The sequence below is a fragment of the Clostridium chromiireducens genome (assembly GCF_003575225.1).
Classification (GTDB): domain Bacteria; phylum Bacillota; class Clostridia; order Clostridiales; family Clostridiaceae; genus Clostridium; species Clostridium chromiireducens.
On the sequence record NZ_QXDJ01000002.1, the window covers coordinates 301,085 to 315,974 of the forward strand.

Sequence of the window (14,890 nt, forward strand, 5' to 3'; positions counted from 1 at the left end):
ATGGTTATTGTTTGTGAGGAGGATAAAAGAATAAAGCTTGGGCTTATTCTTTTGAAGATATCATTTATAATAGTGGCTATTATTTCAATTTTCAAGTATGGCAATTCTACATTGCTTGGAAGCTTGGAGAATTTTGATAATGATGATGTTAAATATATAAGAAGTGCCTGGAACTTGGTGGAGAATGGAACGTTTTCGTATGAAGATATAAGCAAGCCGACAGTTTATATAATGCCAGGATTAACATTTATACTTTCTTTCTTTGTAATAATATTTGGGAAATTTCAAGCTATTATGGCATTTAGAATATTTCAAGTTGTTTTGCAGATATGCAGCTTAAATTTATTATTCCTAATAGGAAAAAAAGTTTTTAATAAGAAGACAGCTCTAATAGTTTGTATTGTTGATTCAATTTATATCGTTGAAATATATGCTGCAAATCTTATACTCATGGAAGTTACATTTAAGTTTCTGATTTTACTGCTTATATATTTAAGTATTGAAGCATTAGAAACTAAGAAAACAAAGTATTATGTATTGGCAGGCATTGTTTGGAGTCTAGGTTGTTTATTTAAACCTACAATAGCAGTATACCCATTAGTAATACTTATAGCTTGGATTAAAAGTAGGTATAAGCTGAAAGAAATGGTTAAATATGCTAGTATAGTAGTAAGTATTTTTTGTATTGTAATGTCACCTTGGTGGATAAGAAATTACAATAATTTTAATACGTTTATACCATTTACAAAGTCTAGTGGAAATCCATTTTTACAAGGCACTTTTATTAATTATAACCAAGATAAAGGATGGGGCGTTGAATATAAGAGCAGTGAGGACAACATACAAAGCAATGAATATGAGGTAGAAGCAGGAATAGAAAGATTAAAGATATATGGAAAAGAAGAACCTCTTAAATTTGCATATTGGTATACTCTAGGAAAGACTTTTTATTTTTGGTATGAACCATTTTATTGGGATAAAATCTTAGGAATAAACTATGATTGGGCATTTGTAGAACACTATCTTATTTTAGTAACAGCAATTTTGGGGATTATTAATACTACTAAAGAAGGAAAATGGAATTTAAAAAAGCAAATAATTGCACTAGCAATAATAGTCATGAATGCGGTTTACTTGCCGTATTACACATACAGTAGATATTCATATCCTCTTATGCCATTAATGATTATTTTTTCAAGTGATTATGTTTACTGTAGAATATGCAAATACAAAGATTCAATGACAAGGAAAAGGCAGGGATAATAAATGGAAAAGAAAAAATCAGTATTAGTGGTAGATGATGAAAAAGATATAAGAGAGGTTATTGAAATTTACTTAATGAACGAAGGATTTGATGTTATTACAGCTTGTGATGGATTAGAAGCTTTAGAAAAATTAAAGGATGAAGCTGTAGACTTAATAGTTTTAGATATAATGATGCCTAAATTAGATGGTATTAGGACATGTCTAAAAATAAGAGAGGAGAAAAAGATGCCTATAATAATGCTATCAGCCAAAAGTGAAGATAGTGATAAAATTTTAGGATTAAATATAGGAGCTGATGATTATGTGGTGAAGCCATTTAATCCTTTAGAACTTGTTGCTAGAGTAAAATCTCAAATAAGAAGAACTACAAGTTTTAATGAACCAAAAGAAGAAAATAATGATGAGATATGTATAGATGGACTTGTAATAAATACAGCAACTAGAGAAGTATTTGTTGATGATAACTTTGTTAGATTAACGCCAAGAGAATTTGATATAATAAAAGTTTTAGCATCAAACATCGGTAGAGTATTAAGTACTGAACAGATATATGAAAGAGTATGGGACGAACATTTCTTTAATTCAGATAACACTGTAGCAGTTCACATAAGAAATATTAGAGAGAAGATAGAGATTAATCCTAAAGAGCCTAAATATATAAAATTAGTGTGGGGTGTTGGATACAAGATTGATAAGTAGGAGGTGGAATAGTTGAATAATAAAATAATAAGAAATATAAGCAGTTTGAACATAAAATTTATATTAATGAATGCTTTGAGCGTTGTCATAATAGTATCCGGAATATATGGAATTATGTCTTTCTTTAATGAAAATACCGTTGCGGAAAAAATTAATAATTTTAATAGCGCTTTCGTTAAAGCACAGGAGTATGTAAATAGAAATGATAGGTCATGTGAGGACTATTTAGAAAAAGTAGCAGAGCTACATGATGTTAATATTGCAATTATAGATAAAAATGGAAAAATATTACTGAAATCTGAGGATGTAAAAAAGGATGAACTTAATGTTGATAATTTAGTTAAATATTTTCACAGAGAATATGAAGATGGGAATTTCTATCAGTGGTATGATATAACAATAGATAATCAAACAGAAAAGTTTGTAATATGGAACAGGCAGCCAATTAGATTTAATGAAAATACTATGTTGTGTATTTTAATGATACCAGTAATTATTTCAATGATTTTAACATTCTTCTTAATAAATAAAAAGGTGAAATACATTAAAACAATAGCTAAAGGTGCCGGTGAATTTTCAAGTGGAAATTTAGATTACAAAATTAATAAGAAGGGGATGGACGAACTAGGTTTTTTAGCTGAGAGCATGAATAATATGGCAGAAAGACTTAAAGAGAATATTGAAAAGGAAAGAGCACAAGAAAAATTTAAAACAGAGCTTATAACTAACGTTTCTCACGATTTAAGAACTCCACTGACTTCATTAATAGCGTACCTACAACTTGTAGAAAACGAAAAAACAACGGAAGATAATAGAAAGAAATACATTAGTATATCTATTGAAAAAGCATATAAGTTAAAACAGCTTATAGATGATTTGTTTGAATATTCAAAGTTAGAATGTGATGGAATTGCGTTAGAAAAGAATGAGGCAAATGTAATAGAGATATTAGAGCAGAGTATAGGCGAATTATTTATAGAAGCTCAAAAAAGAAATATGAATTTTAAAAAAGAATTTGAGAATAATAAAGTGATTCTAAGTGTTGATTCAAGCAAATTAGGAAGAGTTTTTGAAAATCTATTATCCAATGCAGTGAAATATGGAGTAGAAGGTACAGAGGTATATGTAAATTTGAAAAAAAATGATGAATATGTGACTATTACATTTGAAAATGAAATAACAGAAGAAATTTCTGAAGATACATTAATGCTTTTTGATAGATTCTATAGAGGAGATAAGTCTAGGAATTCAAAGGCAAGTGGTTCAGGGCTTGGATTGGCTATTTCAAAAAGTATAATAGAACTGCATGACGGTGAAATTTGGGCAGAGTGCAAAAATAATATATTCAAGGTTTATGTAAAGATTTTTAATAATTAAAAAGCTTAAAGGTGAATCCAACTTCTGGATACGTAATTATGATTCTAATAGGGATAGACTTTCTCACTTGAAAGTCTGTTTTTATTTACAACGAGCGCATTTCATTGGCATAAGAAGCGAATAAGAAGATTGAAATCTATTGACCTTATGATAAAATTATATAAAATTCAATTTATAATGTTTATTATTAAAAGCATATTGAAAATTAATTATTTTACAAAATATGAAAGGATGTGAAATTCAGTAGTGCTCATAGAGTAACTAATACAGATATGAAGACAGATAAGAAAAAAACAACAGGTGGATTAATAGTTGCGGCGGGAAAGATTTCAAAAAGAAATGAATTAAACCCACTCTCTCAAATTGGTTCTATAACTGTAATAAAAAGAATTATTTTAACCTTTCAAAGTGTTGGTATTTCACCAATTGTGATAATTACTGGACATGAATCAGAAGAAATAGAGCATCATCTAGCTCACTATGGGGTCATTTTTCTGAGAAATGATCAGTATGAAAACTCACAGATGTTTGATTCAGCAAAACTTGGATTAGAATTTTTGATGAATAAATGCGAGCAGGTAATATTTACCCCTGTGAATATTCCTATGTTTACACCAGATACTATTCGCGAGATGATAAAAATAGATGAAAAAATAATTTCACCATCTTATCATGGAAAAGCTGGTCATCCTCTTTTGATAGCCTCAGAATTAATTCCTCGAATTTTAGAGTATGATGGAAATATGGGAATGGAAGGTGCTATTAAGAGTATTGGCATAGAAAGAAAATTGATAAATGTAGAAGATAAAGGTATCATTCATGATACTGATAATATTAATCAATTGAATGAACTTTTAAAAAAGCATAATGAGCATATGCTGCATCCTTTCGTTAAAGTTAGCATTGAAAAGGAAACACTACTTTTTAATTCAAGGACAAAGTTACTTTTACTTTTGATTCAAGATACACATTCCGTTCGAAGTGCATGTAGGCACATTGCATTATCTTATAGTAAAGCGTGGGATATGTTAAATAAACTAGAAAAAGAACTAGGATATGCAGTAGTTGAAAGAAAGCATGGAGGGAGCAGAGGAGGAAAAACTTCATTAACCAAAGAAGGATTGGAATTTTTAAATAAGTATGAGCAGTTTGAAGAGAATGTGAGAAAGTATGCAAAAGAAGAATTTAATAGGTTATTTTAGGATTTTGTGATTTTTGCAAAGCAAGTTCTTTTGACAAAGAATTTGATGAAAAATAGCCCCCATTCTATAATAATTACAATGTTAAATTACTATAGGATAGGGGGCTTATTTATGTTTATTCTTAATGTAAATGGAAAAGAGGTAGTTGCACAGAGTGATAAAAATTTATTATCTTTCTTGAGGGATGATCTAGGGATCACTTCAGCTAAAGATGGATGTAGTGAAGGAGCCTGTGGGACATGTACTGTTTTAGTAGAAGGTAAAGCTGTAAAAGCTTGCATACAAAAAACAGCAAAATTAGTAGGGAAACACATTTTAACTGTTGAAGGTTTGAGTGAAAGGGAAAAAGAAGTCTATGAATATTGCTTTGGGGAAGCTGGTGCGGTTCAATGTGGCTTTTGTATTCCAGGAATGATAATTTGCGCAAAAGCACTATTAGATGTTAATTTAAATCCAACAGCAGCAGATGTTAAGAGAGCAATACATGGAAATATATGTCGTTGTACTGGATATAAGAAAATTGAAGAAGCTATTTTAATGGCAGCAGAATACTTTAGAGATAATCTTAAGATTCCAACTTCTCCTGAGGAACTTAAAATGGCGCAGAAATTTAAACGTATCGATGTAACAGATAAGGTAAATGGAACAGGTATTTTTGTTGATGATATTGAATTATCAGGAATGATATATGCTAAAGCTGTTCGCTCAAAATATCCAAGAGCTATTGTAAATAAAATTGATATAAGTAAGGCAGAAGCACATCCAGATTGTGTTAAAGTTTTACTAGCAAAAGATGTTCCAAATAATATTATTGGACATGCGAAGCAAGATTGGGATGTACTTATTTCGGAAGGTGATATCACAAGATATGTAGGAGATTCTCTGGCATTAGTAGCAACTTATCATAAAGATAAACTTGATGAAGTATGTAAATTAGTAGAGGTTGACTATACAGAACTACAACCAATTACTTCTCCTACAGATGCGTTAAAGGCCGATGCACCTTTAATTCATGCTGATGGGAATATTATGAGTAGAGCGGCTTTGCAACGTGGTAATGCAGATGAAGCAATTAAAAATTCTAAGTATGTGGTAACAAGAAAGTATAAGACACCATTTCAAGAGCATGGGTTTATGGAACCAGAATGTGCAATTGCCATGCCAGAAGGAGAAGAAGGTATTTTACTGTATTCTGGAGGGCAATCAGTATATGATGAACAACGAGAAATATCTATGATGCTTCAAATTCCAATAGAAAAAGTACATTGTAGGACACAGCTTGTTGGAGGTGGATTTGGTGGAAAAGAAGATATGAGTGTTCAGCATCATGCAGCACTTATGGCATGGCACACTAAAAAAGCAGTTAAAGTGAAATTTTCTAGACAGGAGAGTTTAGATTATCATACTAAACGCCATCCAATGGAAATGGAATTTACAACGGCATGTGATGAAAATGGTGATTTAACTGCTATGAAGGCTGTTATTATCGCAGATACAGGTGCATATGCATCTCTTGGAGGGCCCGTTCTGCATAGAGCATGCACACATGCGGCAGGGCCATATAACTATCAAAATATTGATATTTTTGGAATGTCAGTTTATACAAACAATGTTGTTTCTGGAGCATTTAGAGGATTTGGTGTAACTCAAAGTTGTTTTGCTACTGAAAATAATATAAATCTATTAGCAGAAATGGTAGGGATATCACCTTGGGAGATTCGCTATCGTAATGCAATACGTCCAGGTCAAGTATTACCAAATGGTCAAATAGCAGATGAAAGCGTTGCTATGGCAGAATGTTTAGAAGCTGTTAAGGATATATATGAATCAAATCCATATGCAGGTATTGCCATAGCATTTAAAAATAGTGGGACAGGTGTAGGAAAGAAGGATATTGGTCGATGCATTTTGTCTATTGAGGATGGTAAAGTTCATATTCGAACTTCAGCAGCATGTATGGGACAAGGCATTGGAACAATGTGTGCGACTGTACTATGTGAGACCACTGGTCTAAATCCAGCCTTAGTAGTACACGAAAAAGCAGATACTGTTCGTACTCCTAATTCAGGGACAAGTACAGCTTCTAGACAAACTGTTGTAACTGGTGAAGCTGTAAGAAGAGTATCGGAAAAATTGAAAATAGAATTAGAAAAAGGATTAACACTTAAAGATTTAGAAGGAAGAGAATTTCATGGAGAATATTCTGCAAAGACTGATTCAATGGGAGCAATAAAAGAAAATCCAATTAGCCATGTAAGTTATAGTTATGGAGCTCAAGTTGTTATTCTTAACGAAAAAGGAAAAGTAGAAAAAGTGGTAGCAGCATATGATGTTGGTACACCTGTTAATATTCAATCAGTTGAGGGTCAAATTGAAGGTGGAATTGTCATGGGATTAGGATATGCTTTAACTGAAGAATTTAGAGTTGAAGGAGGTTACCCTAAGACTAAGTTAGGCACTCTAGGGCTTATGAGAGCAAAAGATGTTCCAGAACTTGAAATAATTCTTGTGCAGGGAAAAGGGAAAATACCTGAAACTTATGGAGCAAAGGGATGTGGAGAATTATGTTTAATTCCAACAGCTCCGGCTTGTTCTCTTGCTTATTATCGATTAGATGGTAAATTTCGTACTCAATTACCATTAAGAGAAACATTTTATAAAAAATTAAAAACAGACAAAATATAGATATCAAACTTAATTTTTTATTTAATATCAGAAAGCATAGATCTGCAAAGTAATGCAAAGGAGAATATTAAGGGGGCAGTCAAATGCATAAAAAAATTTTACCTCTTATATATAAGGTGTTAAAATATAGAAAGATAAGTTTAACACGAAAGGAATAAAAAAGATGATAAGACAAGCTACAGAAAAAGATTTACTTGATATTTTGGAAATTTACAATGATGCTATTTTAAATACAACAGCAATATATGATTATACTGAACATTCTCTTGAGGAAAGAAAACAGTGGTATGAGAAAAAGAAACAAGATGGAAGTCCGTTGTTAGTATTTGAGAAAGATGAGAGAGTTGTTGGATTTGCTACATATGGATCATTTAGAGTTTATCCCGCTTTTAAATATTCAATAGAGCACTCAATATATGTTCATAAAGATTATAGAAATCTAGGAATAGGAAAATTATTATTAAAAGAATTAATAGACATCGCTAATAAAGATGAGTATATGACTGTGGTGGCATGTATTGATAGCTTAAATGAAGGAAGCATTAAAATTCATGAGAAGTTTGGATTTAAGTATTCCGGTACAATAACAAAGGCAGGATATAAATTTGGGAAATGGCTTGACTTAGTTTTTTATCAATTAGATTTAGATGGGCCGAAAGCTCCAGTGGAATCATAATAATTACATGATTTATTACTTATAGGAAAGTACCTCTAAATATAGTATTTAGAGGTACTTTCCTATTTTATTATTGTGCTGAATCTACTTCACGCTGCGTCGAAGCATTAAATATCAATGAAGTAAGCATAGCTCCTATCAGAAATAGCAATCCAGCTGAAATGTAAAGAATAGTCAATGAAAATTGACTTTTAAGCCAACCTGTAATGGACATAGTAATGACCATGAATCCCATAAACATAGGATTTAATACTCCATTTACTCTTCCTACAAACTCTGTTTTTGTAAGCTGTAGAATTAATGTATTTATACCAATCTGAATGCAAGGCATAAAAAATCCATTAAAGAATTGGAATAAAAGAATAACAATCCAGCTTGAGGATAATCCCATTCCAACCATTGAGATAGCATTAACTATAAGTCCTAGTGCAAGGAGTTTTTGAGGCGCTACTTTCTTTGATATTGTCATAACTAAGCCTCCGCCAATAAACATGGCTGCTCCATTTACCATAAGTAATATTTGAAGGTTTTCTTTAGGAAGACCTAATCTTTCAACTATTAAGAAAACTCCAAGCGGTTGTATAATACCAACAGCAAGGCCTGCTGCTGCAAAAACAGATCCTAGTATTGTTAGAGCTCTTTGCTCCCAAACATAAATAAAACCTTCTTTTAATTCTTCTAAGAAATGAGTTGTGACTTCTTTCTTTTCAACTATTTTGTCAGCTGGTAATAGAGTTAATACTGCAGCTGAAAGTAAGAAAGCGACTCCCATTACCGATATAGAAATATCTATTCCAAACTTTTGAAAAACAATAGTACCTAACGCTGGCCCTATAATCATAAAAATAGCCATAAGTGTTTGAAAAATAGCCATTCCTGTTTGCATAAATTCCTCGGGAACATGAACCTTAAATAATTTCATTCCAGAAGGCTGAGAAAACTGCGATAAAATAGATGAAATAAAGGTTACAAAAAATACAGCTTCCCATGTAGCAAATATTATCGTAAGCAGAACTACAAAAACTGAAATAGCACTTAATAAGTCACACCAAACCATAGTACGTTTTGGACGCCATCTATCTGCAAAAGTTCCTCCTATAAATGAGAATATAAATATTGGGGCAAATTCAGCAACTGAAATTAAAGAAACTGCAACTGGGTCATTATTTGTTTTATCCATTACAAATAATAATATAGCAAAGTTACGAACCCATATACCTATTTGTAAAAAAATAGAAGAAACCATAATTACTTGAACAAAACGATTTTTAAAAAATGAAGAAAGTGATATGGACGATTCTTTCATATAATTACTCCTTTTGAAACTGTAAAATTTGTGTTTATATATACCACCATAATACTATATCATAAATCAAAATTACATCAAGTTAAATTATCCTAAAGAAATTCTGAAGATATTATTAAGTTGTATAAATATAATACTATAGATATAATTATAAAGTTCGACTAATAAATGTTACATAGGAATTTTATAAGGAAGTGATTTTAAATAATGAATTCGAAAAAGAGAAATATATTCATAGCATTAATGGTAGCAATGTTTTTAGGGGCTGTTGAGGGAACAGTTGTAACTACGGCTATTCCAACAATAGTAAAAGATTTGCAGGGATTTGAAATTATTAGTTCGGTTTTTTCAGTGTATTTATTAACATCTGCAATTTCTACGCCTATATATGGTAAGCTGTCTGATTTATATGGGAGAAAAAATATGCTTTCTATTGGAATAATTATATTCTTAATTGGAAGTTTTTTATGTGGATTATCAATGAGTATGTACATGTTGATTGGAGCACGTGCAATACAAGGAATAGGTGCAGGTGCAATATTCACTGTTACATACACAGTAATTGGAGATGTGTTTACTATTGAGGAAAGACCTAAAATCCAAGGAATTATAAGCTCAATATGGGGGATTGCAAGTCTTGGAGGTCCATTCTTAGGAGGAATTTTAATAGATGTGCTATCTTGGCATTGGATATTTTTTATAAACCTACCTTTTGGAATATTGTCAGTCATACTTATTCAAAGAAATCTAGTCGAAGACTTTGAGAAGAAAAGTCATACTATAGATTTTGCAGGTACTATTACTTTATCGGCTGCAATGGTTATATTTTTAAATATTTTTATGTCAGCTGATAGTATAAGTTTTAATAAGAATGCATTCATAGGAATTTCATTAGCCGTAACAATTATATTGCTAATAGTATTTTATAAAATAGAAATAAAAGCACAGGAACCAGTTATTCCTTTTGATATATTTACAAGAGAGAGTATACTTATAAACTTAATAAGTTTTTTGGCTTCAGCTATATTGATCTGTGCAGATGTTTATTTAACAATATATATGCAGAATGTATTAGGATATAGTGCAAAATTATCAGGATTAGCCCTAGCTCCTATGTCGATCTCTTGGCTTATAGCATCGGTAGTTTTAGGGAAAAAGATAGTTAAATATGGTGGCAAAGTAGTAATTTTGATATCTAATAGTATTTTACTTATCAGTACGTTATTATTGACTACTTTAGGTGTAAATTCTTCATTATTATTAGTACTAGTTTATGTTTTTATTATAGGTCTTGGGTTTGGTGGAGCTTTTACTACTTTGACAATAATTGTTCAAGAGTCTGTAGAATATAACAAAAGAGGTGTAGCAATGGCTACTAACTCATTGATTAGGACGTTAGGACAAACAATAGCCGTAAGTGTTTTTGGATATATATTCAACTTATACATAGTAAAATACTTTGCTAATATAGGAATCAGCGGGGTAGACCCAAGTAATTTATATAAATCATCTACATACAATGCTGCTGTCACAAGTGAGAATATAAGGTTCGCTTTAAATAGTTCTTTTCATGTATTGTTTATAATACTTGTAGGGATATCAATTATTTCATTAATCTTGTCAATGCTGATGCCGAATAGAACAGAAGTATAATTAATTTTATTAATGGAACAAGTTTAAAATTTATAATAATCTATAAAGAATAACTGATATCTTCTAAATAAGAAAATATCAGTTGTTTTTGATTTAATCATTTAATTACACTCGTATAGTAGAAGATTATTAATTATATGATTTAAATAGTATTGAAAAAAATGTAAAATGAGATGATTTATTTTTTTTATAAAATTTAACTAAAGACAGATGAAACTACTACGAATATTTATCTGTATGTGTAAAAAAAGATAAAATGAACATTTTAATGAAAATATATAAATTATTATATAAAATGGTTATATTACACATTAAGTACTAATGGTGTCTATTGCGGAAAATTAATAGATATTATTTAGGGGTTAAAATATCAATTCACGATCAAAGTAATCGGAGGAAAAGGGGTAAAAACAAATGAATAAACACTTAATAAGCATTGTTGCAGTAGCAGCAGTGACATCACTTGGCACAACATCAATTCCAGCATCAGCAGAGACATTGGACGATGTAAAAGCTGCAATAACTAATTCTATAAATGGGTTAAAGGTTATTGGTTTTTATACATCATCAGATGATATAAAGGAACTATATGCTGATACTATGGAAAATACAGATATGGATACAGAAGTTTCTATATTTGAAAATACGCCAGGGAAAGCAACTGTTAATGTTAAGATTAATGATGTCACAACACCATCGGCAGTTACATTACTAGATACTTTAACTTTTGAAGGTATTCCTTTCATGCAAACAGCAAATGATTTGGAATATGTTATAAAAAAGGATTTTGATAAACAGTATTCAAATACAACACTAACTGCTGATAAAACACTATCTAGAATGGAAGAACACATTGAAAATAAAAACTTATCAATAAAAATTGATAGTTTTAACATTACTGAAGCAACATCGTCATCAGAAGGAAAGATAGAAGTATCTGCTACAATTATAGATGCAGGCAATAATAATGTTGAAACTAAGTTTGATTTTACTATGCTTACTAAGCGTAAAAATACAATAGAAGAGGATGAGATTATATCTAAGATTACTAACATAATAGAGGCAATGGATAAGAGCGGAGAGTTTACAGGCACTACAGTAAAAGATGCAGTGGCTGACGGTTTAAAAGATTATAACGGATTAAATATAGATGTCTATGCAGATGCCCATTGCGAGAATAATTCCGCTTTAGGATCATATATGGTTAGCGGATATATTTATAATGATGATAGGACTATAGATTCAACTATTGACTTAAATGGTTACTTTTACAAGAAAATCGATCCTAATAAATCAATAGATGATATAGGAGATTGTATTTCAATTTCACTTAGCTATCTATATGAGAATAATCGTGACTTCGAAACTATCCAAAACACTATTAATAAATTATTAGCAGGAACATCAGTAAAAGGTGTAGTTTCAGACTATGTAGATATTCCAAAAACAAATACAACATTTGGTGAATTAGCATACAAAGTTAAATTAACTGATACAAGAAATGGACTAACTAATATTATATATTCTCAACAAAGTACTAATGAACCACGTAGTATTAACTCGAATCAAACATTTGAAGAGTACAAAGATGCAGTAGCTAAATCATTAAATAGCTTGTTGGTATCAAATAGTAGTACTATATCAGATATAGAAAGAGCTATAGCTGGAAAAATTCAAAAATGGGGTATAGGTGGATGTATTAAAGATTATAGCTTTACACCTGCAACTATATCAAAAGCTGGATCTGTAGTAGTAACAGTATGGGTTTCAGAGAATTCATATAATGAAAATGGTAAGACTGTTAAGGATGATGAAATTAAAACCACACTAATTATACCTAAATTAAGCAGTAATGGAAGTGGTTCAGGTTCTTCGAGTCATAGTTCAGGTGGCAGCAGTTCCTCGAGCAATTCATCAACCTCTACCACTAATACATCTACTGCAGGAACATCAACAAACACTGCAACAGAGATAACTAAACCAGTATCATTGGCAAACATGTCAAAAGAGGCAGTAAAAGCAGTTGAGGCTAAAGTTGTAAGTAAAATTAGTACCATTATTGGAGAAGGTGTGTCAGTAGGACAAACTAAAGAGATATCGGCACCAGACGGAAACAAATTATCTGTAACTCCAATTGCTAAAGAGGGTAAGAGTACAGGGGCTGTTATAACAGCACAAGCTGCCAGCATACAAGCAATCATTCCAATTGATAAAAATTCAGAGCAAGTTACAGCTGTTTATAAATATGTACCTTTATTAGAAAAATATATCCAAGTGCAGGATGCAGTTATAACAGCAGAAGCAATTACATTGCCTGTACAAGCAAATGCAACGTATGTAGCATCACCAGTGGCACTATCTACAACAGAGACAATAAAACAAGGATGGGTACAATCAGGTGATAACTGGTACATGGTTAATGCAAAAGGAGATCCATTAACAGGATGGCAAAAAGATAGTGCAGGCTGGACTTACATGTCGCAAACTACTGGAGCTATGCAAACAGGTTGGGCAAAAGACGGAAACAGCTGGTACTACCTAAAAAATAATGGATATATGGCAACAGGATGGGTAAAAGATGGGGCTACTTGGTATTACTGCAATGCAGATGGTTCAATGGCAGCTAATACAATAATTAATGGATATAAAGTAGGTCCAAATGGAGCATGGATTAGTTAATTAAATATATTGAGATCATCTAAAATATAAAAATACTTGCAGCATGAGAATAATTTAAGTTTACATCTAAACAACCGAACAGGAATATATGTGTTTACTCCGGTTCCTAGAAGATTTTGCTGGGTTATTCTAAGATTATAAGTTGCATCCAAAGTGCTTGCTTCAAAGACTACGCTTTTGAACAAGCACATTTGGAACAACTTATAATCTAGAATAACGGCCAGCAAAATCTTCTTATGAACACTCCGCAAAAACATATATTCCCGTTCTAGTTTAGTAGTAAGTTTAAAATAAGGCTATATTAATGCAAGTATTTTTATATTTCTGTGGTGACAATATCTTTAAGTAGTTATAGTTGTGGCCTTTGATGCAATATATATTCCAATTTTCTAAACTAGGTATTGGTAATAAATCCAAAGTGATAGCAAAACAAAGAAATAGAATACATATATGTGAAGCAGGCATTGAAAAATAAGCTGCTGGAATATCTTGATGGGAAGTTGTTCCACTTTTGCTTGTCCAGTGCTTGTCACAGGAACATGCAGAGGTGGTGCAACTTCCCATTTAGATATTCCTAGCGAGATTTTTCATAGTCCTGAGGAACATATATGTATTCTATTTCGGTTGTTACCTCATCACTTTAAGTTTTTCACATACCTTTAATTTGCAAATACAGCTTGTTTGGCTTTTATTATCACGGCACTTAATGGTAATGCTATAACTATTCCAGTAGATACTTGAATAATATTACCAACTATATCTTTAGCAGCAAATGCAATTCCTTGTATTAGACCTATCTTTTCTGTTAGAAAACCAGATATTATTATTCCAGCACCAAAATAAGCAATTACCATAAATATGCCGCCAGCTAAAAATGCAATTGTGTATTTGGTTGCGGCCTTATTTTCGGACATTCTTTCTAAAATTGACCCGGCAATGTAAGCCATTCCCCATTTAATTACTAATGTAAATGGTGCCCAGAAATAATATCCTCCTAGCACATCAACAAGAAACATCCCCAAGCCGCTTGAAACTGCCCCTTTTTTCTTACCTAGAACAATTACTGATAAGAATACCATACAGTCACCTATTTGAACGAAGCCACCAACGGATGGAATCTTAATTATACTACCTGCTAAATAAGTTAAAGCAATCATTAGCCCCATTAATACCATTTCATTGGTATTTAAATTTTTACTTTTTTCCATAAAATATTTCCCACCTTTTTTAGATTATTATTAATTAGCCAATATAGATGAATGTTTTGTTTTTAACATAGCATGATTTAAATAAATAAAATTATTGCAAATAATGTTATTATTATATTAATATTATTCTGATTTATCA

10 protein-coding genes are annotated in these 14,890 nt (G+C 31.3%); 8 read left to right on the top strand and 2 right to left on the bottom strand.

Annotated features, from left to right (window positions below; translation table 11 throughout):
• From D2A34_RS06680 to D2A34_RS06705, 6 genes are all read left to right on the top strand, one after another.
• Positions 1 to 1,263 carry a glycosyltransferase family 39 protein gene (locus D2A34_RS06680; protein ID WP_119366105.1) on the top strand — a complete coding sequence of 421 codons (1,263 nt, stop codon included), beginning with the start codon at positions 1 to 3 and terminating at the stop codon, positions 1,261 to 1,263.
• 3 nt (positions 1,264 to 1,266) lie between these two features.
• Entirely contained in the window at positions 1,267 to 1,965 is a 699-nt protein-coding gene (locus tag D2A34_RS06685) for a response regulator transcription factor (protein WP_119366106.1), read from the top strand.
• Positions 1,966 to 1,977: 12 nt separating this feature from the next.
• Positions 1,978 to 3,342 (top strand): HAMP domain-containing sensor histidine kinase, encoded by a 1,365-nt coding sequence (locus D2A34_RS06690; protein ID WP_119366107.1) that lies wholly within the window; start codon positions 1,978 to 1,980, stop codon positions 3,340 to 3,342.
• A 272-nt stretch (positions 3,343 to 3,614) separates the two neighbouring features.
• Entirely contained in the window at positions 3,615 to 4,544 is a 930-nt protein-coding gene (locus D2A34_RS06695) for an NTP transferase domain-containing protein (protein WP_079438172.1), read from the top strand.
• Positions 4,545 to 4,655: 111 nt separating this feature from the next.
• Complete coding sequence (gene xdh, locus D2A34_RS06700; protein WP_119366108.1) at positions 4,656 to 7,229, top strand: selenium-dependent xanthine dehydrogenase; 2,574 nt, start codon at positions 4,656 to 4,658, stop codon at positions 7,227 to 7,229.
• Between the two features lie 163 nt (positions 7,230 to 7,392).
• Positions 7,393 to 7,905 carry a GNAT family N-acetyltransferase gene (locus D2A34_RS06705; RefSeq protein ID WP_079438170.1) on the top strand — a complete coding sequence of 171 codons (513 nt, stop codon included), beginning with the start codon at positions 7,393 to 7,395 and terminating at the stop codon, positions 7,903 to 7,905.
• 70 nt (positions 7,906 to 7,975) lie between these two features.
• On the opposite strand, the gene D2A34_RS06710 is transcribed toward D2A34_RS06705, so the two are convergent.
• The gene (locus tag D2A34_RS06710) at positions 7,976 to 9,211 is read right to left on the bottom strand and encodes an MFS transporter (RefSeq protein ID WP_079438169.1); all 1,236 of its coding nucleotides are present in this window, start codon (positions 9,209 to 9,211) and stop codon (positions 7,976 to 7,978) included.
• 207 nt (positions 9,212 to 9,418) lie between these two features.
• On the opposite strand from D2A34_RS06710, the gene D2A34_RS06715 reads away from it, so the two are divergent.
• Both D2A34_RS06715 and D2A34_RS06720 read left to right on the top strand, forming a co-directional pair.
• Positions 9,419 to 10,864: an MDR family MFS transporter gene (locus D2A34_RS06715; RefSeq protein ID WP_119366109.1), complete on the top strand. Its 1,446-nt coding sequence runs from the start codon at positions 9,419 to 9,421 to the stop codon at positions 10,862 to 10,864.
• A gap of 414 nt (positions 10,865 to 11,278) precedes the next feature.
• Entirely contained in the window at positions 11,279 to 13,543 is a 2,265-nt protein-coding gene (locus tag D2A34_RS06720) for a hypothetical protein (protein WP_243128261.1), read from the top strand.
• Positions 13,544 to 14,202: 659 nt separating this feature from the next.
• On the opposite strand, the gene D2A34_RS06725 is transcribed toward D2A34_RS06720, so the two are convergent.
• Positions 14,203 to 14,751: an ECF transporter S component gene (locus D2A34_RS06725; RefSeq protein WP_119366110.1), complete on the bottom strand. Its 549-nt coding sequence runs from the start codon at positions 14,749 to 14,751 to the stop codon at positions 14,203 to 14,205.
• Between the last annotated feature and the right edge of the window lie 139 nt (positions 14,752 to 14,890).

What these genes read in the sequence shown, in the direction of transcription:
- D2A34_RS06680 (WP_119366105.1), top strand. Translation starts at nt 1, where the DNA reads ATGGTTATTGTTTGTGAGGAGGATAAAAGAATAAAGCTTGGGCTTATT.
- D2A34_RS06685 (WP_119366106.1), top strand. Translation starts at nt 1,267, where the DNA reads ATGGAAAAGAAAAAATCAGTATTAGTGGTAGATGATGAAAAAGATATA.
- D2A34_RS06695 (WP_079438172.1), top strand. Translation starts at nt 3,615, where the DNA reads ATGAAGACAGATAAGAAAAAAACAACAGGTGGATTAATAGTTGCGGCG.
- xdh (WP_119366108.1), top strand. Translation starts at nt 4,656, where the DNA reads ATGTTTATTCTTAATGTAAATGGAAAAGAGGTAGTTGCACAGAGTGAT.
- D2A34_RS06705 (WP_079438170.1), top strand. Translation starts at nt 7,393, where the DNA reads ATGATAAGACAAGCTACAGAAAAAGATTTACTTGATATTTTGGAAATT.
- D2A34_RS06710 (WP_079438169.1), bottom strand. Translation starts at nt 9,211, where the DNA reads ATGAAAGAATCGTCCATATCACTTTCTTCATTTTTTAAAAATCGTTTT.
- D2A34_RS06715 (WP_119366109.1), top strand. Translation starts at nt 9,419, where the DNA reads ATGAATTCGAAAAAGAGAAATATATTCATAGCATTAATGGTAGCAATG.
- D2A34_RS06720 (WP_243128261.1), top strand. Translation starts at nt 11,279, where the DNA reads ATGAATAAACACTTAATAAGCATTGTTGCAGTAGCAGCAGTGACATCA.
- D2A34_RS06725 (WP_119366110.1), bottom strand. Translation starts at nt 14,751, where the DNA reads ATGGAAAAAAGTAAAAATTTAAATACCAATGAAATGGTATTAATGGGG.